Here is a 22,306-nt window from a genome sequence, read left to right as displayed (position 1 = left end):
GCGCCCTCCGACAGACGTGCTACGGGTGAAGTATCCGGGCATCGCGATACGCCGACGGCCCCGCACCGGCACTCTGCTGAAGGTCGGGAGCACAGCGGGGGATGCGCCGGCCGGTGGCCCGCCGCCTCCTCCGCCACCGGGACCACGGTCCCGGCCGAGCCTGTGGACGCGAGTCGGAGGGGGCGTTTCCATGACATCCGCTGGAACAGGGGCATCCGGTCGGGCGCAAGCGACGAGTGAGCCGGCCGGCGGCGTCGACCTGCCGCCGGAGGCTCCCGTCTCCGTCCTGCCGGCGCTCGCGGTACGACCACGCCGCCCGCCGGACGAGGACCGGCGGCGCGCGGTGCCCCGCCACGTCGCGTGCGTGATGGACGGGAACGGCCGGTGGGCGCAGCAGCGCTCCCTGCCGCGTACGTCGGGGCACACGGCGGCGGAGACGACGGTGATCGACGTCATCGAGGCGGCGCGCTCGGCGGGGGTCGAGTGGCTCAGCCTGTACGCCTTCTCCACCGAGAACTGGCGGCGCCCGGGTGAGGAGATCGACTTCCTGATGCGACTGGTGAGGCGCGTGGTGCGCAAACACGCGCCGCTGCTGCACGCACGCGGCATCCGCTGCCGGTTCCTGGGCGCCGAGGACCCGAGGATCCCCGCACCCCTCGCCCAGGACTTCGCCGATCTGACGACTCTGACCGGGGCCAATCGCGGTATGACGCTGACCGTGGCCTTCGACCACGGCGGGCGGCAGGACATCGTCTCCGCGGCACGCTCCCTCATCCGGGCCGGGGTGTCCGCCGACGCCGTCGACCAGGCGAGCTTCGCCGCGCATCTGCCCGTCCCGGACATGCCGGACGTGGACCTCGTCATCCGTACCTCCGGCGAACAGCGCATCTCCAACTTCATGCTCTGGCAGGTGGCCTACGCCGAGTGGATCTTCCCGCCGGTGCTGTGGCCCGATTTCCGTGCGCCGGACTTCCTGAAGTGCCTGCACGACTACCGCAACCGCGACCGCCGGTTCGGCGGCGTGACGTCGCAAGCGAACGGAGAACCTCGAAGGTGAAGGACACGGACAGCAGCCACTCCACATGGACCGGCTCCGGCGGCACGGGCCCGTACGACGCCCCCGGCCGGGAGGCACCCGAAGCACCGGGCGAATCCCTGTTCGGCCCGGGATCGCAGTTCCACCGCTTCTTCAACGACCCCCGCTGGGCCCTGGCCGTCGTCAGGGCCACGGTGCTGGAAGCCGCGCACCCGCAGATCGGCGCGGCACTGGCCGACAACTCCTCCTTCGTCGTGCACCCGTGGCGACGGCTGCGCAACACCCTCGTGAGTCTCCAGCGCATGTTCGGAGCCGACGAGCACACACGGCAGCGGGAGGCGGCACGGCTCAACCGCCTGCACGAGCGGCTCAGCGGCACGGACGTGCGGAACCAGCCCTACGACGCGATGGACCCCGAGGTCCGTGCGTGGGTGGTCGCGACGCTCTTCGAGAGCTCCGTGACCATGTACCGGCTGAGCGGGGAGCCCCTCGACCAGGTCACCATGGAACTGCTCTACGCCGAGTTCCAGGCCTTCCTCGCGGCCCTGGGGGACCAGGCGGGCCACCTCCCGCCCACCCTGGCCGAGTTCTGGCAGTACTACGACCGCATGGTCGCGGAGGAACTGCGGAACACGGAGGCGCTGAACATCATCCTGTTCAAGCTCTTCGAACATCTCCCCGCGCCGCCGTTGTTCGCCGGTCTTCCCACGGTCTGGGCGACCGGCCGGGCGCTGGCCGGGCCGGTCATCGGCACCGTCACGGTCGCCTCCCTGCCCGAGGTCTTCCGCCGTCGGGCGGGGCTGCCGGAGGTACCCGGCGCCCAGACCCTGATGCAGAGTGCCTACATGGCCGCCCGTCTGGCCCGCGCCCTGCCCGACAGCTGGCTCCGGGCCGAGAACCTCGTCAGCCTGCTCCAGCAGTCGCCGGACGGCGACGGCCCCTTCACGGAGACACTCACGGCACTGCGCGCCCGGACGAAACGGGCCGGCGCACTGCTCCGGCTGATCACACCGGTCCAGGCGCCGGTGCCCGCACAACAGGACGGTACGGCTGGGACCGACACCCGGCGCAGCGCCCGCGAGTTCTTCACCGAGGTGCTGGACCAGACCGGGGACGGTCACCTGGACTGGCCCGACCTCGCCGCCATGGCACGGGAACTCTGCTCCCGCCTGGACCTGGACGAGCCGGAGGAGACCCGGCTGTACGACGCCTTCGCCGCGTGGTGGAGGGAACTCCAGACGGCCCTCGACACCGACGGGGACGGCCGGGTGAGCGTGGAGGAGTACGCGGCCGCGGCTCCGTCGCTGGCAGGACCCGCGTTGATCAGGGTCGCCGAGGCCCTCTTCGCCGCCACCGACGCGGACGGCGACCAGTTCATCGACGCGGAGGAGTACCGGCTCCTGTTCGGCAGGGGGTTCGGACGAACCGTCGTGGACGCCGAAGGACGCTACTCCCGGGGAGCGTTCGTGCGGGACTTCCTCTCCTTCATGTCCGGACGTCAGCGCTCGACCCCCTACGATCCGCTGCTGTCCGAGGCGTAGGGCCCACTGGATCTCCGCCCGGTTCGACGGCCCCGGCGGTCTGCCCGGCCGACCGGTCGCAACCTGCTCGGACTGTCGTCCGGAAGGGTTCCGGCCGGGACGGTCGGAACGGTGAGGGGGCGGCGGATCGGATCAATCAGAACCGGTACGGGGCTTTCGGATCTCCGTCGGCAGTCACCGGGCGGAGGCAGGTGCGAAACCTCCATTTCTGTCTCCTGTCAAGCGAGTTGGCGTACTCCGGGCCGCATGCGAGAGGGTGTGAGAGGACTTTCGAGCCGGGAGGTGCCGAGTCATGGCCAACACGCCGGAGGAAACGGCGCGGTGGGAACGTCAGGTGCAGATTCGGCTGACTCGTGGCGAAGCCGCGGCTCTGGGCGAGGTCTACGACCGGCACGGACGCCTGGTGCACGGCCTCGCCGCCCGCCTGGCCGGCGAGGAGAAGGCCACGCGTGAACTGGTCCTACGGGTCTTCTCCGACCTCTGGCTCAACCCCGGCGCCTTCGACCAGGCGCGCTGTCGCCTCGCGACCTGGCTGGCCATGAGGACCTGCGAGATGGCCGCGGAGCGCGTACCGCGGGTACGGATGAACGGACATGGGGACCCCGACCGCATCGAGGAGCACACCCGTGCGGACGAGGCGATCACAGAACTGGGGCTCGGAGTGCGCAGGTCCCTGCACCTCGTCCACTCCGCCCGGCTGAACTACCGTCAGGCCGCGGACATGCTGGGCGTTTCCGAGGAGGAGACCCTGAGCCGGCTGCGTATGGGGCTTCAAGCGATCGCCGCCCGGACCGAGGCGGTCAGGGAGGACCGGCGATGAACAGCGACTCCGACGCGCACGCCCGGCTGCAGAGCCTGCTCGGCGCCTGGGCCCTCGGCGCATGCTCGACCGAAGAGGCGGCGGAGGTGGACGCGCATCTCGCCGGATGCGTCGACTGCTCCCGTGAGGCCGGGCAACTACGTTCGGCGACCGTCCTGTTGCACCCGCACATGGACCTCGACCTGCCCTCCACGCTGCGTGCCGAGGTCATCGGGGCCTGCCTGAGCGCGCGACCGCCGCAGGTCGCCGTCCCGGACTACGTGCAGCCCTACGACGCCGAGGCCGCGCGCCTGGACGCCCTGCTCTCGGACCTGGACGCCTCGGAGTGGGCGGCGCAGGTCGAGCTGGAGTGGTTCGACGGCGCGGACTCCACGAGCCGCAAGACCTCGGTCGCCGGTGTGCTCGGCCACCTCCTGGCGGTGGACGGCGCGGTCGCCGCGTCGCTCGGCCTGCCGGACCCGGTCGAACCGGGCACCACCGCCTCGACCGATCCGAAGGACCGGACCGAGGCGCTCTGGAAGCAGGCGATGCCCTTCGCCGAGTCCGGCCCGGACACGCTGCGCGACACCTGGCGCGACCACGCCTACGAGCTGATCCGCACCTGCTCGTTCAGCGGGAACGGCGTCGCCGACATCGCCGTTCCCTACGGCGAGGGCATCGTGCTGCCGCTGCGCCTGGCCCTCCTCGACCGGGCTTTCGAGACGTGGATCCATGCCACGGACATCGCGGACGCCGTCGCCTACCCGTACCCGCCGCCGGTGCCCGAGCACCTGCGCACCCTGGTGGGCGTCGCCGTCCAGATGCTCCCGTCGATCCTCGCCGCGCGGCGCCAGGCGGGTCTGGCCTCCCCGCCGCTTCCCACCCTGGACCCCACGGCGGGCCCGCGCTCGCTGCACCTGACCATCGAGGGGGAGAGCGGCGGTGAGTGGTACCTCCAGGTCGACGACCCCGAGTCGGCCGCGGGTCCTGACAACTGCGTCGGCGAAGTGGTCCTGGAAGAGGTCGAGTTCTGCCGTCTCTCCGCAGGCCGCCTCAGGCCCCAGGACGTCGTCGTCGGCCAGCAGGGCGACCGGGTCGCGCTGACCGAGTTGCTCTACGCGATGGCTTCCATGAGCAGACTCTGACCGCGCGTGGATCTTCGGCGCCCGGGTGCGGCGGGGGACGGACCCGACCAGGGCGCGCTACTTGTCCGACCGCGGGCGAGGGTGCCCGTGCGGCGGCTGTCTTCAGGGGCCCTCGGTTCGTGTACCCCGTCCCAGCGCTGCTCGGTGGTTCTGCCGTCGTAGTGGCGCTCTCGTCGCGGCCCGGGTCTCCGGCGTGCCGAGCATGGCGTAGGCGGTCACCAGGCGCGGGTCGAGGTGTTCGTCGTGCCGGCCGGGGCGGTAGAGATAGGCGAGCAGACCGCGGGTGTCGGATCCGGAGCGCTTGATGGCCGCGATCACGTTGGTCAGCTCTCCGTCGGGGCGGCCGAGAAGCGCAAGCTCACGCGGGACATCGCTCAACAGGCCGTACAGAAGCCAGATCAGCTCTTCGGGAGGCGGTCCTGTTCGCGTTGCAGGGCTGCGAAGTCGTCGGAGACGGTGTAGGTGCGCGGGAGCGGGGCGTCTCGTGCGTGGCGGACGGTGCGGGGGACGTAGAGGCTGTTGAGCATCCAGGGCTTCGTCTCCTCGGTGATCTCCCGCACGGATGCCTTGCCCTGCACCACCCCATAGGTGGCCACAGCCAGGCGGCCCGACTCCCGGTACGCGGTCACCTGGTCCCGCATGAAGTGCTTGTGGTCCTGGAACCAGGGGCTCATCCGCAGGAAGTCCCGCCACTGCTCATCGGTGAGCGGGCGTTCGACGGCGGCCTTGAGGAACTGCCACACCCGGGTGTCGCGGCCGTGGCCGAGTTCCTTGCCGTGGGCGGTGACGAATCGGGCGGACAGGGGCTTCGGCATCTGCCGCTGGTAGTGATTGACCAGGGAGAACTCGGTGACGAGGAACTTCTTGCCGCCGTCGAGCCGGGGCAGGACGTAGTCCAGGTACTTCTGGGCGGCCCCGGCCGAGGCGACGTGCGGGTGCATGTCCAGACCGTCGAGCTGCGAGGTCCGGTTGACGAAGTCGATCCACTCCTCGGTGGCGTCCGAGAGCATCGCGGGGTCGTCCAGGTGGTTGAGGGCGCCCATGTGCAGCCGGGTACGGCACCCGTCGGGGAAGCGCTCGTCCCGGTAGTCGATGACGTGCTTCGCGACGGCCTGGTAGAAGGGGTTGAGCTTGGTCCGCCTCTCCTGCGGACGTGTTTCCAGGAAGGGCTCGTTGCCCAGGGTGAGGATCTCCACCTTGCCCAGGACAGCCTCAAGCACCTTGTCCACGGCCGCCAGTTCGGCCCGCATCTCCCTGCTCCCCGGGGCCGGTACCGTCCGGCCCTCCTTCCAGAACTGGAACTTCAGCGCCAGGATGGTGCCGAAGCCCTGCTCGTGCAGGTCCAGAAGCCTTTCGATCGCCCGCAGGCGCTCTGCGGCCATGCCCTCCTTGACGCGGTCCAGCACGGTGAAGCCACGCACCCAGCTGGTACCCAGGCCGTCCAGGGCCGCCTTGTCCACGTAGGTGGGGTCCTCGTTGAAGTTCGCGCCGAGGGCGCCGTCCGGGGCAGAGGCGCGAGGCTTCGGGGACTCCGCGCTCTCCGGTGCGCCCGAGGTGTCGTTCCCTTGATCGTCGCGGTCCGCGTTGCCGGTGCACCCGGCAGCCAGAAGGGCCCCGGCGGAAAGGCCGAAGAGCCGTCGGCGCGAGAGGGGCGCGTGGGATGCGGAGGCCCGGTCGCTCTGCACGGGTACTCCTTGTCGTCGTGGGCGGGCGTACCGCGTGACGCGCTGGGCGAGCGTGCGCCGGGGGCAGTCTTCAGCACGTTCCTGTGCGGCGAGGCCCACAAGATTCGCGACCCTCACGCCGTCTCCGTCTCCCACGCCTGCCCACCCCATCTGCTATCGACGCCTCCCCCATCCTTGTCGAGATCGGAGCACCCGGCGAGGCATCGGCCCGACAGGCGCCAGATCTGCTCGAACTTGACTACGCACCAGCCCGGTTCGGCAGCATCGACGAGATCTGCAGGGGCGAGTCAAGCCGGGACATCCTCGCCGAACCCGCGCTCCTCTCCGCCTGCGCCTACGAGCAGGAGCAGGGCGGCTGCACCGAGCGATGAAGTTGCCAACGATCCTGACGACAACGGTGCGGAGGGCTCCGAAGAGTCTCGTTGAGGCCGCAGATGAGTCTACGAACGTCGAAGGGCCCCACAGCGAGCTGCGGGGCCCTTCGACGTATTGCCCGGTGAGAGCAATGGCGGGGGATACGAGATTCGAACTCGTGAGGGGATGCCCCGTACGGACGAGGGAGCCGACAGCTCACTACCCGACCCGGTCAAAGCATTACCGAAGGACCGCTTCCCACGAGCATGGCCAAGAGCGCTGCGAGCCCACCCTGTAGCACAATGTATTACGCCGCGATACGCTGGTTCCATGAAGACCATCACTCAGCGGGAGCTCGCCGCGCGCTCCAAGGCTGTGCTCGACGACGTGGAGGCGGGTGAGACGTACCACATCACCCGAAACGGCGCCGAGATCGCGGAGGTGCGCCCGCTCAGCAGTAGGCGTCGCTTCGTCCCGGTGGAGGAGCTCCAGCGGAAGTGGCGCCACGCGCCCCGGAGCGACGCCGCCCGGATGCGTACGGAAGCGGACGAATTTTTTGGCTCCGAGGACCGCATCGATATCGATGGCGACGGCAATCCGTGGGACCGCGCATGACAGACAGAGTGCAGCGCGGACTCTTGGACACGTGCGTCGTCATCGATCTGCCCCTGATCGACTCGAGCCTCCTGCCCGTGGAGGCGGCTGTCTCCTCGGTCGTCCTGGCGGAGTTGGCGCAGGGCGTGGCAATGACGAAGGACCCGGCGGAGATGATGGCGCGAGCGCAACGCCTGGCCGACGTGGAAGCGGAATTCGCAGCCGTTCCCTTCGACCGGGAGGCTGCCCGCCGGTTCGGGACGCTGGTCGCCCTCACGGTCAAGGAGAATCGCAACCCTCGCCCCCGGCGCATGGATCTGATGATCGCCGCTACCGCTGCCGCCCAGGGCCTCCCGCTCTTCACGCGGAACGCCGATGACTTCAAGGGGCTGGATCAGGGCGTCGAGGTCATCTCGGTGTGAGTTTCCCGCTCGGTGGAGAGGGCTCGCCGTCCGCAGTGACAGTCCCGGTGATCTGGACTCTGTGAGCCGCGCAGTGGATCGGTGCCGCTCGGGGGCTCCCCTGACTGGTGTGCCAGGAACGATGGGCGGCGGCGATGGGGCGGACGCCCGGCTGAGGTTGACCGCACCTGCCGGGCGGGCGAAGACAGCTGGTTCATCAGTGACGCCCGGCCTCTTCGCGATCTCGATCAACCGGCGGGCGACTTCACCCTCCCCCGCCTGCCGGCCCAACGCTCCAGCGACCCGACGTGGATCACTCCCGTTGAGCGGGCAGCAGCCTCCGCAGCGCTGGGCTGCCCACCGTGGGAGCCCGGGCTGTGCACCGGCTGCAGCCAGATGATGCGGCGGTACGGGCAGAACGCGGCCATTTACTGCAACGTCTGTCGGGCCTCAACGGGCGGTAGCCGGGAACTGCAACCAAAACTGCAACCATCTACGTCGAAGGCCCCCGCAGCAAGCTGCGGGGGCCTTCGACGTATTGCCCGGTGAGAGCAATGGCGGAGGATACGAGATTCGAACTCGTGAGGGGTTGCCCCCAACACGCTTTCCAACTGTGCGAGTGGCTGTTCGCCATCGTCCGTAGGTGTCCTTGCGGCAGTACAGACAGGGTGCGCGTACGCGTACGAACGATGGTGTCCGCTAGCGAACTGGACAACGATCAGGACAACGAGCCCTCAGAGGAAGAGGGGCGAAGTCCGCCGGCGTGACCTCAAGTGCTCCGGCGACACCGAGAACCTCCTTCCGGGCGTGCTCGAAAGTGCTGGCGGATCTTGCCAGGCGATAGAGGATGCGACTCCGAACGAAGGGCTATCGGTTCCGCGGTCGCCGGACCCAGCGGATGCGCAGCGCAGTCTGCAGGCGCATGTGTCCCCTGCGTCCTCTGGCGGCACCCCCAACTGTGGCGTGAGCCCCCTGCCCCTGGGCTCCCATTGCGCAGGTCACGGGAGCCTCTACAGCCTTTCGGTCACTCAAAGCACTTCTGTTGTTGCGTAGCACCCAGCTGTACGTAGCATTCATATTGGCCTACGTGAGAAATCCCGAGTAGCATCCTTCCTGTCGGACGTACTGAGCGTCCGCGAACAAGGGAAGACAAGTGGAAGAGATCACGGACAACAGCGGCCCCGCTGTCACGCCGTCGCGGCCGAAGATCCCGTACGGACGCGTCGCCTACCCGGCCATCGGCTACAAGATGGGCAGCCGGCAGATGGTGACCACTGTGATGAGCCCGGTCACCTACGTCGGGACGGTCGGCGACCGCGAGAACTGGGACCCGCTGCAGGGAACCGGAACCAACCGCAAGGAGGACAAGAACCACCGGCAGGCCATCGCCAAGTACATCGAGGAGACCGACGACTACGTCCTCAACTCGGTTCTGGTGTACTACAGCCTCGAGGACGCCGAGTTCGTGGCGGATGACCCCGAAGCTCCGATCAGCATGGGCACGCTCTACGTGCGGCCGGGTGCGAAGGCCAAGGTGGGCGATGGCGGTCACCGTACCTCCGCCTACGGTGATGTCATCGAGGCCCACCGGCACGGCGATGACGTGCTGCATAGGCTGCAGGCCAACGGCCAGCCCGTGATCGTGGTGCTGGACGACGACCAGGCGCGTCGGGCGCAGGACTTTACCGACCTGCAGCAGAACGCCAAGCCGCTTAATGCCTCTATCGCACAGTCGATGGACCGCCGTCAGGCGATCAACATGATGCTGCTGGAGGAGGTGCTCAAGGGTGGGCGGGTACCGCTTTTCGAGGGAGGGAAGCGGATCGAGTTCCTCACCGACTCGCCCGGTAAACTCTCGCCGAAGCTGACGGGTTTCAAGACGCTCCGATACGCCACGGGCACGCTCCTGGTCGGGACCGGCCCCCGCTCGTCCCGGGCCTGGGACGAGGCCGTCGCGGTCGAGATTGCCACCACGGGACACGACGACGCGCTCCAGAGGATGGTCGACTTCTGGGCCGGATTCGGCGCTCTGCCCGAGGTGGCCACCGCTCTGTCGGTCCCCAGCGGGATGGTCAAGCTGCGAGAAGCCACCTGGCTGACCAGTGCGAATGTCCTGTACGCGCTGGCTGCAGCAGTGCGTGAGGTCACCCACGGCACCGACGTGACCATCGCGCAGGCCATGAAGGCGGCCGCCGCCATCGACTTCACCCGGGCCGGGAGCACCTTCCACGGCACCCTCGTCGAGCCGGCCAAGTACGACGAGGACGGCAACCAGGAGGCCAAGGAGAAGGCCATGACCGGCCGCGACGCCTGGGAGGGAGCTGCGAAGAAGCTGGCTGCCGCAATGCGGCAGAACTGACGCCAGCGGGCTGGCCCGCTGGCCCTAGCTACTGAAGTGGGACCCCCGGAATTGAGCTCCGGGGGTCCCACTTCAGTGTGTACCACGCCCCGGCCATCATGCGCGCGGAAGTCGACCCACCTGCCGTTGCGGAGGGACGACAGCCGGCAACGGTGTTTCTTCGGTTTGACCGGTTGTCCCTCCGCTGACCTGGGTTCGATAGGCGTAAGAGATCACTGTGAGGTCTTCATCAGCGATGAGCCAGGGCGACAGGCAGTGAAGCACTCCGCCGGAGGCAACGGGTTCCTCTTCTGTGCGGTCCAGAACGATGGAGTGCACAACGACCAAGGCGTTGGCCGGGTAGTACCTCCTCTGCTTCTCGACTTCAGCCCGAGTCAGAATGACGTCGTTACCGGCCGAGGTGGTCCCCTTGATCTCCGCGTGCAGGCGCTCTTCGCCGCGCCTTAGCAGGAGGTCAAACGACTCCCGATCACCAACGTCTTTGACCGACCATCCCTGTGCCTCGAAGAAGTGGGTGGCCACGTGAACGCTTCGTCGTTCGATCGCACGTCGCTCCGCAGCCGTGAGGCGGAAGCCCTGCCCGGATCGTGTCGGGCGCGTGGCGCGGCGGCTGCTACGGCGCCCTGCCACCACAGCCGCGCTTTGCTCTGCCTCCAGAACTTCAGGGGTCGGATCACCCGGGATGTGTGGCGCCAAAAGCTCTGCTGCGTAGACGATCCGCAGCAGGCTCAGCATGTACAGCAGATCCATGATGAGAACGTCCTGCGAAGGCAGGGCCTCGCGAAAATACTCGACGGCGACGACATTGCCAGGCTCATAGCCACGACCGAGCTGGGTGCGAGCACCCAGCGAGATCGCCTGATGGAGGTCGCTCCGTGTAGCCATCCGCTCAGCGAGCAGGGGAAGAGCCCACCCGACCCGGGCTCTGAGGTCCTCGACCTTGCGCGCTTTGAAGTCGCCCCCGGTCCACACGGTCGTTCCCTGATTCAGGGACAGATAGACCCGGTCGCCGGCAGCGCTGAACAGGTAGACGACGTACCAGCCGGTTGTGGCGCTCGGGGACTGTTCGCGCGCGCAGACGCGGACCCAGGGGATCTCGGTCTTCAGACCGGTGCCATCCCGCCCTTCGACCCCAAGCTCGTCCACGGCCACGCCAAGCACGTTCGCCAATGCAGCCGAATGCTCCCTGAGAAGCGCAGGTAGGCCCTGCCGAATATGGACGCCTCGCTTCCGCATCTCATCCGTGTTGGAGGCCGTCCATGCACCTTGCAGATCGAGCACACTGCCCAAGAGATCATCCACGCAGCGCAGCGTAGGCCGTCGCTCTGACAGTGACAGGAACGGCTTTCAAGACCGCCGGGGAGTCGGACCAGGCGCACCCCGCGACCTGCGCAGAGGCTTCACCGCCGCGTTCAGTCCGCGAGTGTGGCCCACAGGGAGCCCGATTCTGCGCGCTGGGCGCTCCGCGGCCCGTCTTTCTAGGCGGGGCCGAGTGATCGGACCCGACCCAGCCTCTGCACCTGGGGGTTGGCGACGACAACATGCTCAGGGCCATGTCGCTCACACGTGGCAAAGATCTGACTACATACAGCAATCGCGTACGAGCTGCGCAGAACAAACGCATGCATCAGACAACCAAAGGGACGTGGGATCATCTTGACCATGCCGAACCTTGACGTCACCCCTCGACCGCTGACCGTTGCCGGGCTGTTTGCTGGCATCGGCGGTGTTGAGCTCGGGCTTCAGGCAGCAGGCATGCAGACCAAGCTGCTCTGCGAGTGGTGGGAACCTGCGCAAGCCGTTCTCAATCACCGCTTTCCGGATGTCGCTCTCCACGACGACATCCAGACCTTGCAGGCCCTTCCTGACGTTGACGTGGTAACTGCAGGCTTTCCGTGCACCGACCTGTCCCAGGCCGGCCGGACTGCAGGCATCCACGGAAAAGCATCCGGGATGGTCAAGCATCTGCTTGAGCTCTTGGAGGACGCTTCTCCCCGATGGGTAGTCATCGAGAACGTACGCAACATGCTTGCCCTCGACCGCGGCACAGCCATGGAGTACCTGGTCAGCGAATTTGAACGACTTGGCTACACATGGGCCTATCGCTTGGTCGACTCTCGTTTCACCGGCGTTCCTCAACGACGGCACCGGGTAATCCTCGTCGCATCGCGCACTGAGGATCCTCGCTCGGTTCTATTTGCCGACGAAGCCCAAGAACGTCCCGAATCAGATTACAGGGAAGACGCTTTCGGCTTCTACTGGACTGAAGGCAATACCGGATTGGGGTGGGCGCAGGACGCGCTTCCCACCCTTAAGGGAGGATCCGGGCTCGGTATCCCATCCTCACCGGCCATGTGGGTGTGCAACGCAGAGCCGGGCCGCGCCATTGTGACACCACGCATCGAGGATGCAGAAGAACTCCAAGGATTTCCCCGCGACTGGACCCAAGCAGCGCTTGAGGTTGCCCGCCCCGGGGTTCGATGGAAGCTCGTTGGAAACGCCGTAACAGTAGGTGTATCGACATGGCTAGGGAATCGTCTTCAAAACCCCGGACACGTCGATGAGACCGGTCAACTCATCCTTCCGAAGGGGATGAAGTGGCCGACAGCCGCCTGGGGCAATTCAGACGAACGATGGTCGGTCTCGGCTAGCCTCTGGCCCGAGAAGCACCCCTATCGCAATTTGCTCGACGTCGTGGACGCTAGTAATGCTGCCCCGTTGAGCCTGCGCGCCACCACAGGGTTCCACACCCGCCTCCTCAAGAGTCGGCTCCGCTACCGGGAAGAATTCTCGCAAGCCCTCAAGGAGCATTCCGAGTACATGGCTGGCAGAATTTCGGCCGCCTAGCTGAATTCTGTAGACGCCGCACCTCGGGAACACGCGGAGTCATGCCTTACCGGCAGACGAAGTCAGCCGTGATGCAAGCGCTCGGATACGGAACCTAACCCGGCCCGTATCCGAGCGCTTCAATAAACTCACGCACCGCCTACGGGCTGCAGCTATAGGATCACCACATGACACCTGTGGAGACCCTGGCACACCTGTCCGAACTGCTGGTCAGGGAGCACGAGAAGCCTGTCAACAATAAGTACCATGCCGCGCGCGACTTTACGGCCAAACTACTCAAACTGCCATCTTCTCGCGTTTACTTCACATACATCAGCAAAGCTGCCAACTTTAGTGTGCGTGCAGTGCAGTCTGATGCCGCAGTACAGGCATCTGTGGTCGTTGCTCTAATTAAGCTAAGGGGCGAAGACGAAGACGCAGCCACACATCGGGCGGCCCGCAAGCTTGCACTAAGGACCGGTAAAACCCTACTGCTGCTGCAGCGTGCCTCCCCGGATAGCCTGCAGTGGAACATCATGGGCGGCTATTTCATGTCTGCCGACCTCAAGTCTCAAAGCATCGTGGACAACCTCGTTAACAGCTTTGGCCCCATTCCATTTGAGCCGATCAACGTTAGCCCAGATGAGGCAGTTTCCGGCGTACTTGACTTTTTTGACAGGGTCGGACTGAGTGGCGCGGGGGTCGGGGCTGCCCTTTCTCAACGGCAAGACATCTCCAGCATTGTCCAATTTGCGGCCGCTTCAAGTGCGGCTGGTCTGTCGGCAGCAGAAACTGCGGTAATCGCTCAACGGCGCACACTGATTTCCGAACTGAAGCGCATGATTGCCGATCCAGCCACGACCGAAACTGACCTTCACCGCAAAATCAGAGGAAATTACTGGATTTTTGGCGGACGATATACAGGAGTGGCTCGCGGGTCGATCGTTCCGATGGACAGGTACGATATCCCCTTGTTCTGCGCCGACGGTTCGCTACACATCATTGAACTCAAAGGGTCTTATATTCCAGACCTGGTAGAGCGCCATAGGCAGCATCTGATCCCCGGAAAAGAAGTACACAAGGCCACCATGCAGGCCGCAAACTATATCCGACAGCTTGACGAGGGCGGCGCAGCCCTGGAAACCCTATACAGGAATAGTGGCCTCAACTATGATCTCCGGCGCAGCCGAGCAACGGTCATCATCGGAAATCAAGACTTTGTGGACATCCCAGAGGATCCCGTACGGCAGCTCGGCGCCGTTACAAGGTCAATGATTGACCAGACAATTCGCACCTACGACTCACTCATCAATCGCATTGATGTATTGACCTGGGCCGACTTGCTGGATTCTGCCGAAAGGTCACTCCGCTTCGAAAGTGAGATCTCCGCAGATTACGCAAGCACAGGAGACGATCCTGACAGTAGCGCGGGGGATGATTCCGAAGAAGAGCCTGATAACGACCAGAATCCAACTCTCTTCGACTGAGACGCAGCATCTACAGGGCAGCTCCGGTCAGCGATTCATACATCGACGTACAGAGCTGAATGAGACGGAAACTGAGAGGGGAGTAGCCATCGTGGCCGGACGCGGCTATAAGACCCTGCTACTGCCCTGCGGGATCGTGGCACCCTTGGCAGCGAGCAGCGAGCAGCGAGCAGCGAGCAGCGAGCAACGAGGTGCGAGAGGAGCCGAAGTGTCAGAGGCCAACCCGCGTGGAACCTACCTCGTGATTTCGGAGGCGCTGCGGAAGGGGATCGAACAGGGGGAGATCAGCGGCCCCCTGCCCTCCGAGGCTGATCTCATGCGCACGCATGGCGTCGCGCGCAACACGATCCGTCGTGCTCTCAAGGTGCTCGAAGCCGAGGGTGCCCTTGAGGCTGTCCCGGGGATCGGCTGGCGAGTCGCCCAAGGCGGCGACCGTCGTTCCCTTGCGGAGCGGATGACGGACGTGATCGCTGAGGACTCTCTGGCGGTCGGCGACACGTATCCGTCCGAGGCGAAGCTCTGCGAGCGCTTCGGAGCATCGCGAACGGCGGTGCGGCGCGTGCTTGCCCACATGGAGGGGACTGGCTTGCTGGCCACCATTCACGGCAAGGGGCGCACGGTGCGCGCCCTCCCGACTTCCGCCGGCCGGTCGTAGTCTTGGCCGCCATGGGACTGAATGAGTGGGCGTACCCGCTATCCGAAGCGCTGCTTTCCGAACCTCTCCCGCGCCGGTGGGCGCACGTCCTGGGGGTCGCTGGTCGCGCTCGCTCTTTGGCGCCGATCCTGGGCGATGACGCGGAGCTCCTGGAAGCGGCGGCGGTGCTGCACGACATCGGCTACTCGCCGAGCATCGCCACCACCGGCTTTCACCCGTTGGACGGGGCCCGGTTCCTGCGTGACCAGGAAAGCGCAGACGAACGGGTGGTCAGCCTGGTCGCTCACCATTCCTGTGCGCTCTTGGAGGCCGAGGAGCGGGGCCTCCGGCAAGAACTGGAGAGCGAGTTCGAGCTCGAACGCCCCGAGCTCGTTGACGCGTTGATCTTCTGCGACATGACGACCACGCCAACCGGTGGACACACCACACCGGCGCAACGTCTGGGCGAGATCGTGGAGCGGTACGGCCCCGACACGATCGTCGGACGCTTCATCCAACGTGCGGCACCGGAAATCTACGCGGCCGCGGAGCGAGTAGAGAGCCGCCTGGTCGCCGCGCCTGCCGGCGGTTAGCCGATATAGGGCTCGCGTCGTGAGTCGTCCAGCCCGTGCTGGATGCGCAGACGCATGGACGGGTGGATGTTCAGCTTGTCGAGGTCCGCTGGGGCGACCCAGCGGACCTCTTTCGACTCGCTGCTCGTTCGCAGGGCCCCGCTAGTCGGGTGCGCGCGGAAGCAGATAGAGAACTGTTGGCGAACCTCTCCGTCGTCGTACGCCAGAACGTGCTCGGGGTCCGTGTACAGACCCACGATGCTGTCGACCTGCACGGTGATCCCGGTCTCCTCAACTACCTCCCGGACGACCGTGTCCCCGATGCTCTCGCCGATGTCATGACCGCCCCCGGGAAGGGCCCACAGGTCGTTGTCGGTCTTGTGGATGATCAAAATCCGCCCCTCGTCGTCGCGGACGACCGCCGTGACCGAAGGCACGACGGAGTTGGCCTCGGGCGCGTGGGGGTCTCGGAAGTAGTCGATGCGGCTCATGCCGGCAGACCTCCATCGGTGGGGGATGAGATGGGGCGGGCCGACTCCCAGACCCGCTCGATGCTCTCAGCGTAGGCATCGAACAACTCGCCTCCGGGGACCCGCTGCAGGTGCAGCACCGGAGCCATGTACGCGCCGACGCCGTACAGGTGGCCATTGGCCAACATCTCGTCGTCGGCACGGTAGATCGAGTTGTAGAGCGTCGTGTCGTGTAGCCGAAACTCCACCCCGGGCAGCCCGAAAAGCGAGCCGTAGTTGACGAGGGCATTGCGGATCTTGCTGGCCATGGCGGGGCCGATCCCCTCGTCCTCACCACGAACGGCCACGGCGGTACTGCCAGGGCTTCCGAGCATGAACCGGATACGTACGCCGGCCGCCGACTTCTCCTTGACGACTCGGTGAAACGCCGCGTCCTCGGTAAGCCAGAACCCCGAGTACACGAGTACATCGAAGTGCTCACGGGCCTGCGAGTAGAGCTGCGGCCACAGCCGGTTCGGCACCACTGAGCGGTGCGGGTACAGCTTGATCAGCTCAGCGTTCCCGGCCTCGGTGACCTCGGCTGCGGTGCGCTCTTCGGGCCACAGGTAGGACACCTCGCATTGCAGTAGCGATGCAGTGGCGAACTGGAATCGCCGGTAGGGCTTGCGCTTCGGATCGCCGATCCACCGCTCGACCGTCTTCGCCGACACCCCTAAGCGGGCGCCCACTTGATCGAGGGTAAGGCCGCTCTCAACGATCGCGCCTCGAAGCCTCTCGTTCGCCATGTCGCGCTCTCCCTGCTGGGACGACTTGGGACGACTTCACCCTAGCGAAGTCGTCTGCAGGTCGTGCATGTACGGGGTCGATCGTCTTCTCTTCCCGGGCCAATCTGTAAGCACGTCGACAGCGAGGGGCTCGCGGCCCGAACAGCCGAAGGGCTTGACGGAGCGAATCCCTCTCTGCATGATGAGGAACACGTACTACATGTACCGCTCGTACGGCAGTACCTGTTCGGCGGCGCTGACTCAGGCCCCGAAGTGCACGACCGCAGAGCGCCCGGCGGGTCCTGTGAGGACGGGAGCCCCTGTTGACCAGGGGTTACCGCGCTTGCCGGGGAGCGACTGTTCTTTGACAACTGAATGGGGATCACGCCGCCTCTCCTCGGCCAAGTAGGCGGCCACGCGGATCTTCCGCGTGATGCACAGCGCAACCCACAACACCGCAGCGCTTCGGCGCTACGGCCGGTTGCCTCCCCTGCCCGTCCGGTCCGCTTCGTGCGGGCCGTACGGGCGGGGCTGAGGGGAGCCGGGTTCCGCCGGCGCCAACAAGCGCGCCGCCCGGAGATGCAACTCCGGGCGGCGCTGACAGGCACCCGATTGGGAGGTCCCTGTGGTCACGAGTCTGACAGATGCGCAGCGAGCCGAGCTGGCCCGCAAGAACGCCGAAGTGAACAAGCGCAGCGAGGACAACGCCCGTACGTGCGCACGCCGTTGATTCCTCACCACGTCACCGCCCCGATGGTCGCAGGCCGGGTTCGACTCCCGGCCGGGGTACTGCCTCCGCCGCACTCGCGGCCCGGGGGTCTCGCCGGGGCGGCCGCCTCTCGCCAAAGACCGAGGCTGTCCCAGCTCCCTTCGCTGATCAGGAGTACCCAATGCGCACATACATCGGCGGCCATGAGGCCGTCTCGGACACCGACTTCGTGGAACTGGCCCTGGGCACCCCGCTGGACCTGTGGCTGGGTGTGGAGGGCGAGAGCGAGATGGACGCCGCGGCCCGGATGGACGCGGCCCGCGACATCCTCGCCGATAACCCCGACTTCCCCGACCGCGTGAGCCGCGTTGCCGCTGAGGCGATCGAGGCGTTTGCGCCGGAGCTGTTCAACCTCATCCCGCTCCCCGTCCGGCGGCCGGTCCGCCGCCGTCAGTCCCCGGGCTGGGTGGCGGCATGAGCACCCAGACGCTGAACACGGACCGGCCGGCGGTTCCGCCGCTGACCCGCCCGGAACTCGGTTTGGCGGGTGTCGGCGCGCTCGCCGCCGCCGGGGTCGGCGCACTCGGACTCATCTCGTCATTCGACGCGGTGTCCGAGGCGGCGGCCCGGTGGGGGTTCGGTGAGCCGTGGATGGTGCCGGTCGGGATGGACGTCTCTATCCCGGTGTTCTCCGTGGCGAACCTGCTGCTGATCCGGATGGACATGGCACTGGTATGGGTGCGGTTCGTGCCCTGGGTCCTCACCCTGGTCACCTGCGGACTGAACGTCTCCGCAGGACAGGGGATGTGGGCGAAAGTCGCGCACGGCACGATGCCGCTGCTGTGGGTCGTGTTCTCCGAGATCGGCGCCCACATCTACGCCTCCCGCATCGGCGCGGTCACCGGTCGGCGCATGGACAAGATCCGCGCCTCCCGCTGGCTGCTCGCCTTCCCCTCCACCTTCGCCCTGTGGCGCCGGATGACGCTCTGGGAGATCACCTCGTACGCCGATGCACTGGCCCGGGAGCGGGAACGCGTCCTGGCCCGCGCCGAGCTGCGCGAGACGCACGGCCGCATGTGGAGGACGAAGACACCACGACGCGCACGGGTGCTGCTCAAGCTCGGAGAGATCAGCCCCCAAAGCGAGCAGGAGACACCGACCGCCGCGCCGGAACCGCAGCCCGAGCCGGAGAGCACGCCCACACCGGCCGCGAAGCGGCCCACTCGCCGCGCCGCGGGCAAGGCGAAGGGGAAGCGGACCCCGGCCGAGATCCTGACCGAGGCGCGAAAGGTCACCACCGCGTGGCCAGACAAGGCACTGACTGCGGACCGCATCCGTACCGAGCTGCACGTCTCGCAGCACACCGCTCGCACTCTCCGCGACACCCTCAAGGCCGAACGTGCTGCCATCCCGCTGCACTCCGTCGACGCCGCGCAGGCAGACCACGGTGACGACACCGAGGTGGTGGCGGCATGAACACCTTCTTATCCGTGCTCGCCGCAGCCGGGCCACTCGCGGCCGGATGGTCCGTCCACACCATGTGGATGCGCCGCCGCCTGCACATCGCCCGCCTCGATCCACTGACGGGGCTCCACACCCGCGACGGCTTCACGCGCCGCGCCACCACCCTGCTCAAGGACCCCCGCGCGGTGGTGGTCCTCGCGGACGTCGACCACTTCAAACAGATCAACGACGTGCACGGCCATGCGGCGGGGGACGTGCTGTTGCAGGCGACTGCTGCCCGGCTGGCGCACTACGTCGGCCGGAGCGGGGTTGCCGGGCGGCTCGGTGGCGATGAGTTCGCCGCGGTCGTCATCGACGACCACGGCACCGTTGGAGACCTGCTCGCCGTCCTGCACGGGGTACTCGCCCGACCGGCCAGCACGACACCGGATGTGTACACCACGGTGTCGCTCGGCTGGGTCCGTGCCGAAGACCATCCCGGTGAGGAACTGTCCGCGCTGCTGCGACGGGCGGATGAGGCGATGTACGCGGCGAAGCAGGACCGGGCCGGGGTCTCCCGGGCTGGGCTCGGCAGGATCTTCGCCACCTTCTCCGGCCGCCGTGCCGGCCGACGCGGCGCGAGCGCCTCGAAGGCGGTGGCGTGATGGCGCTGACCTACGCCAAGTGCTACGACCCGACCGGGGCCCGGCACGGGATACCGACGTTCCCGTGGTGGCTCGCCCCGGACGGCTACGCCACCCGCCGCCAACTCCGGGCCCGCGGACTTCGGCCCGGAGGCCAGCAGGTGCAGGCGCAGTTGATGCGCCGCTCCCGCGGCCGAAAGTCCGGCGTGCTGGTCGCCTACCTCTACCGCGTCGAGCACGCCAAGCCGGTCCGCCCGATGACCCCGCGCCGAGCCGAAGCGCTCGCCAAGGCCATGGCCGCCCGCCGTACCTGCCCGGAGTGCCGGACGGACGCCGGGTACTGCATCCCGACGTCCCTCGGCATGTGCGTGTCCTGCGCCTACCCCATAGCACAGAGCGCTGCCTGAACCGATACGCCCGGCGATAGGGCCTGCATATCGGATGGGCCTCTCTCCCGAGCCAACATCACCGCACGGGCCCGACTGCTCACCTCTCACAGCGACGGCCGGGCCCGTGCCTACTCCCTTGTCCAGGAAGGACATTCAGTGAATCACGACGACGAAAGTGAACTCTTCACTCGACTCGAAGCCGACATGAACACCCCCGCCGGACCCGACTCGGGTGGGGACGTGGTCGACCTCGACAAGGCACGGTCGGCCCGGTCTGAGTCGGGCGACTCCCGCGCCGACCGGTCGGCCGACCCGACCCGCTCCCGGTCGGGTGGCGGATCGGATGACGAGTCGGGCGACCCGACCGAGCCGATGATGGTGGATGGTCCGGCGGAAGTCGGCCCCGGGTTCCTGGGCCGACTCATGGGCGCGAAGCGGCGGGCGATCCTCCCGGTGTGGATGCGCTCCACCACCGAGCTGCGGATCGCGACCCGTTGGGCCGCTGGCCACTACGGGCACCTTGCCGGTTACCACTCGCTGCGCTCCCCGTACTACGCGACCCGCCTAGTCTTCCAGGCACCGCGCGGGGCAGCGAAGATTGTGGGCGGCACGGCGCGGTGGGTGGCCGACCGGGAGGGCGAACCGGTCCGACTCGCCTCCGTCCGGCGCGAGGACGCAGCCGAGTACCTCAAGCTCTCCCGTCAGCGTGATGGGCGGGTCCGACTGCGCACCATCGTGGCGACCCTCGCCATGTTCATCGGTCTCGCCACCGCCCTCGCCGTGTACGTCCTCGCCCCCGGCTGGGTACAGGCCCTGTCCGTCGGTGCGCTGCTGCTGGCCCTCGGGTCGGCCGGCACGCAGGCCGATGCCCCAGTCATCACCCGCGCGGTGGAGATGACCAAAGCGCCCAAGCTCACGTCGGACATCGTCCTGCGTGCGCTCGGGGCGATCGGCATTCCGGCGATCAACCAGGCGCAGAGCAAGGGGCGGGACGGGTTCACGTTCACCGCCCCCATCACTCGCGATGGGCCGGGCTGGCGTGCGGAGGGTGACCTCCCCTACGGCGTCACCGCCACCGACGTGATCGAGAAGCGGGACAAGCTGGCCTCCGGCCTGCGCCGCAAGCTCGGGTGCGTATGGCCCGAGCCGGTCCCGGACGAGCACACCGGACGCCTCGTGATCTGGGTCGGCGACCAGGACATGTCCACCGCGACGAAGCCCGCGTGGCCGCTCATCAAGGGCGGGTCCGTCGACCTGTTCAAGCCGGTCGCCTTCGGCACTGACCAGCGCGGACGCTGGGTCGACATCACCCTGATGTACATCGCAGGCGTCATCGGAGCCATCCCCCGCATGGGCAAGACGTTCCTGCTCCGCCTGCTCCTGCTCATCGCCGCACTCGATTCCCGGGCCGAGGTCCACACCTACGACCTCAAGGGCACCGGCGACCTCGACCCCGTCGGCGAGCGCGTCTCGCACCGCCACCGGGCCGGGGACGATGACGAAGACATCGAATACGCGCTCGCTGACCTGCGAGAAGTGCGCACCGAGCTGCGCCGCCGGGCCAAGATGATCCGCTCCCTGCCCCGGGACATCTGCCCGGAGTCGAAGGTGACGTCCGAGCTGGCAGACAAGCCGAAGCTGGGTCTGCACCCGATCGTGATCGGGGTGGATGAGTGCCAGGTCTGGTTCGAGCACCCCAAGCATGGGGCGGAGTTCGAAGAGATCTGCACCGACCTGGTCAAGCGCGGCCCCGCCACCGGCATTGTCCTACTGCTCGCCACACAACGGCCGGACGCAAAAGCCCTGCCCACCGGCATCAGCGCGAACGCGTCGGCCCGCTGGTGCCTCAAGGTCATGGGCCAGCTGGAGAACGACATGGTCCTCGGCACCAGCAGCTACAAGCGGGGGATCCGGGCCACGATGTTCTCGTGGAAGGACAAGGGCATCCACTACTTCGTCGGTGAGGGCGCCGACGCGCGGATCGTCTCCTCCGTCTACATCGACGCACCGATGGCCGAGGTGATCGGGCTGCGGGCCCGCCGCCTGCGCGAGGCCGCCGGACGCCTCACCGGTCACGCCGCGGGCGAGACGTTCGAAGAGCGCGAGACCAGCGGGTTCGACCTGCTCGCGGACATCCTCGCTGTCGTGCCGGCCGAAGAGCCCAAGCTGTGGTCCGAAGTCGTCGTGGCCCGCCTCGGTGAGCTTCGGCCGGACGTCTACGGCGGTTGGGAGTCTGAGCAGCTGGCAGCGGCGCTGAAGCCGCACGGCATCAATACCGGTCAGGTGTGGGGCAAGACCGAGGCCGGGAAGGGTGCCAACCGGCGCGGTATCGAGCGCTCCCGCATCCTCACCGTGATTGCAGAGCGTGACGGGAACCGAGACGCGGGCTAGTCGAGTTCGCCGCTAGACCTAGCAGCACACCCCGCTAGGTCTAGCGGCACCGCTAGCACCCCA

The 22,306-nt window shown here is 67.1% G+C and carries 21 protein-coding genes; 16 read left to right on the top strand and 5 right to left on the bottom strand.

Annotated elements, in window-relative coordinates; genetic code table 11:
- Positions 1-367 precede the first annotated feature (367 nt).
- From uppS to AB0I83_RS23810, 4 genes are all read left to right on the top strand, one after another.
- Positions 368-1,057, top strand: coding sequence for a polyprenyl diphosphate synthase (uppS, locus tag AB0I83_RS23825; RefSeq protein ID WP_356534981.1), 690 nt, complete (start codon positions 368-370; stop codon positions 1,055-1,057).
- A gap of 98 nt (positions 1,058-1,155) precedes the next feature.
- Complete coding sequence (locus AB0I83_RS23820; RefSeq protein ID WP_363306086.1) at positions 1,156-2,577, top strand: oxygenase MpaB family protein; 1,422 nt, start codon at positions 1,156-1,158, stop codon at positions 2,575-2,577.
- A gap of 292 nt (positions 2,578-2,869) precedes the next feature.
- The gene (locus tag AB0I83_RS23815; protein WP_363306045.1) at positions 2,870-3,397 is read left to right on the top strand and encodes an RNA polymerase subunit sigma-70; all 528 of its coding nucleotides are present in this window, start codon (positions 2,870-2,872) and stop codon (positions 3,395-3,397) included.
- A complete protein-coding gene (locus AB0I83_RS23810; RefSeq protein WP_363306044.1) occupies positions 3,394-4,521 on the top strand; it encodes a zf-HC2 domain-containing protein in 1,128 nt (375 codons plus the stop codon). Before AB0I83_RS23815 ends, AB0I83_RS23810 begins: the two co-directional genes overlap by 4 nt.
- 102 nt (positions 4,522-4,623) lie before the next feature.
- Here the strand turns inward: AB0I83_RS23810 and AB0I83_RS23805 are convergent, their stop codons facing one another.
- Together AB0I83_RS23805 and AB0I83_RS23800 are read right to left on the bottom strand one after the other, a co-directional pair.
- On the bottom strand, positions 4,624-4,899 hold the full coding sequence (locus tag AB0I83_RS23805; RefSeq protein WP_363306092.1) for a hypothetical protein: 276 nt from the start codon (positions 4,897-4,899) through the stop codon (positions 4,624-4,626).
- Between the two features lie 20 nt (positions 4,900-4,919).
- On the bottom strand, positions 4,920-6,206 hold the full coding sequence (locus AB0I83_RS23800) for a hypothetical protein (protein ID WP_363306043.1): 1,287 nt from the start codon (positions 6,204-6,206) through the stop codon (positions 4,920-4,922).
- Between the two features lie 684 nt (positions 6,207-6,890).
- On the opposite strand from AB0I83_RS23800, the gene AB0I83_RS23795 reads away from it, so the two are divergent.
- From AB0I83_RS23795 to AB0I83_RS23785, 3 genes are all read left to right on the top strand, one after another.
- A complete protein-coding gene (locus AB0I83_RS23795) occupies positions 6,891-7,175 on the top strand; it encodes a PhdYeFM domain-containing protein (protein WP_363306042.1) in 285 nt (94 codons plus the stop codon).
- The gene (locus tag AB0I83_RS23790) at positions 7,172-7,576 is read left to right on the top strand and encodes a type II toxin-antitoxin system VapC family toxin (protein ID WP_363306041.1); all 405 of its coding nucleotides are present in this window, start codon (positions 7,172-7,174) and stop codon (positions 7,574-7,576) included. The genes AB0I83_RS23795 and AB0I83_RS23790 overlap by 4 nt, the downstream gene beginning before the upstream one ends.
- Positions 7,577-8,708: 1,132 nt before the next feature.
- Complete coding sequence (locus tag AB0I83_RS23785; protein ID WP_363306040.1) at positions 8,709-9,914, top strand: DNA sulfur modification protein DndB; 1,206 nt, start codon at positions 8,709-8,711, stop codon at positions 9,912-9,914.
- Positions 9,915-10,010: 96 nt separating this feature from the next.
- Here the strand turns inward: AB0I83_RS23785 and AB0I83_RS23780 are convergent, their stop codons facing one another.
- A complete protein-coding gene (locus AB0I83_RS23780; RefSeq protein ID WP_363306039.1) occupies positions 10,011-11,216 on the bottom strand; it encodes a DUF3578 domain-containing protein in 1,206 nt (401 codons plus the stop codon).
- Positions 11,217-11,576: 360 nt separating this feature from the next.
- Here AB0I83_RS23780 and dcm point away from each other — a divergent pair, with 360 nt between their 5' ends.
- From dcm to AB0I83_RS23760, 4 genes are all read left to right on the top strand, one after another.
- Entirely contained in the window at positions 11,577-12,761 is a 1,185-nt protein-coding gene (dcm, locus tag AB0I83_RS23775; protein WP_363306038.1) for a DNA (cytosine-5-)-methyltransferase, read from the top strand.
- A 167-nt stretch (positions 12,762-12,928) separates the two neighbouring features.
- Positions 12,929-14,227, top strand: a complete 1,299-nt coding sequence (locus AB0I83_RS23770) for a Shedu anti-phage system protein SduA domain-containing protein (protein WP_363306037.1) — start codon at positions 12,929-12,931, stop codon at positions 14,225-14,227.
- A gap of 208 nt (positions 14,228-14,435) precedes the next feature.
- Positions 14,436-14,882 (top strand): GntR family transcriptional regulator, encoded by a 447-nt coding sequence (locus AB0I83_RS23765; RefSeq protein ID WP_363306036.1) that lies wholly within the window; start codon positions 14,436-14,438, stop codon positions 14,880-14,882.
- Positions 14,883-14,893: 11 nt separating this feature from the next.
- Positions 14,894-15,454, top strand: a complete 561-nt coding sequence (locus AB0I83_RS23760) for an HD domain-containing protein (RefSeq protein WP_363306035.1) — start codon at positions 14,894-14,896, stop codon at positions 15,452-15,454.
- Here the strand turns inward: AB0I83_RS23760 and AB0I83_RS23755 are convergent.
- Entirely contained in the window at positions 15,451-15,924 is a 474-nt protein-coding gene (locus AB0I83_RS23755; RefSeq protein WP_363306034.1) for an NUDIX domain-containing protein, read from the bottom strand. The two genes, AB0I83_RS23760 and AB0I83_RS23755, sit on opposite strands and share 4 nt — an antisense overlap.
- Positions 15,921-16,688 carry an XRE family transcriptional regulator gene (locus AB0I83_RS23750; RefSeq protein WP_363306033.1) on the bottom strand — a complete coding sequence of 256 codons (768 nt, stop codon included), beginning with the start codon at positions 16,686-16,688 and terminating at the stop codon, positions 15,921-15,923. Before AB0I83_RS23750 ends, AB0I83_RS23755 begins: the two co-directional genes overlap by 4 nt.
- Before the next feature lie 869 nt (positions 16,689-17,557).
- Here AB0I83_RS23750 and AB0I83_RS23745 point away from each other — a divergent pair.
- The 5 genes from AB0I83_RS23745 to AB0I83_RS23725 all read left to right on the top strand — a co-directional run bounded on the left by AB0I83_RS23745 (position 17,558) and on the right by AB0I83_RS23725 (position 22,243).
- The gene (locus tag AB0I83_RS23745; RefSeq protein ID WP_363306032.1) at positions 17,558-17,854 is read left to right on the top strand and encodes a hypothetical protein; all 297 of its coding nucleotides are present in this window, start codon (positions 17,558-17,560) and stop codon (positions 17,852-17,854) included.
- Positions 17,851-18,852, top strand: a complete 1,002-nt coding sequence (locus AB0I83_RS23740) for a DUF2637 domain-containing protein (RefSeq protein WP_363306031.1) — start codon at positions 17,851-17,853, stop codon at positions 18,850-18,852. Before AB0I83_RS23745 ends, AB0I83_RS23740 begins: the two co-directional genes overlap by 4 nt.
- A complete protein-coding gene (locus AB0I83_RS23735) occupies positions 18,849-19,484 on the top strand; it encodes a GGDEF domain-containing protein (RefSeq protein WP_363306030.1) in 636 nt (211 codons plus the stop codon). Before AB0I83_RS23740 ends, AB0I83_RS23735 begins: the two co-directional genes overlap by 4 nt.
- Complete coding sequence (locus AB0I83_RS23730) at positions 19,484-19,870, top strand: RRQRL motif-containing zinc-binding protein (RefSeq protein WP_363306029.1); 387 nt, start codon at positions 19,484-19,486, stop codon at positions 19,868-19,870. Before AB0I83_RS23735 ends, AB0I83_RS23730 begins: the two co-directional genes overlap by 1 nt.
- A gap of 138 nt (positions 19,871-20,008) precedes the next feature.
- Positions 20,009-22,243, top strand: coding sequence for a cell division protein FtsK (locus AB0I83_RS23725; protein WP_363306028.1), 2,235 nt, complete (start codon positions 20,009-20,011; stop codon positions 22,241-22,243).
- Positions 22,244-22,306: the final 63 nt, after the last annotated feature.

The organism is Streptomyces sp. NPDC049970 (assembly GCF_040660235.1).
In the GTDB taxonomy this organism is placed as follows: Bacteria; Actinomycetota; Actinomycetes; order Streptomycetales; family Streptomycetaceae; genus Streptomyces.
The sequence above is the reverse complement of the archived record's forward strand: the minus strand, read 5'-3'. Positions and strand labels throughout refer to the sequence as shown.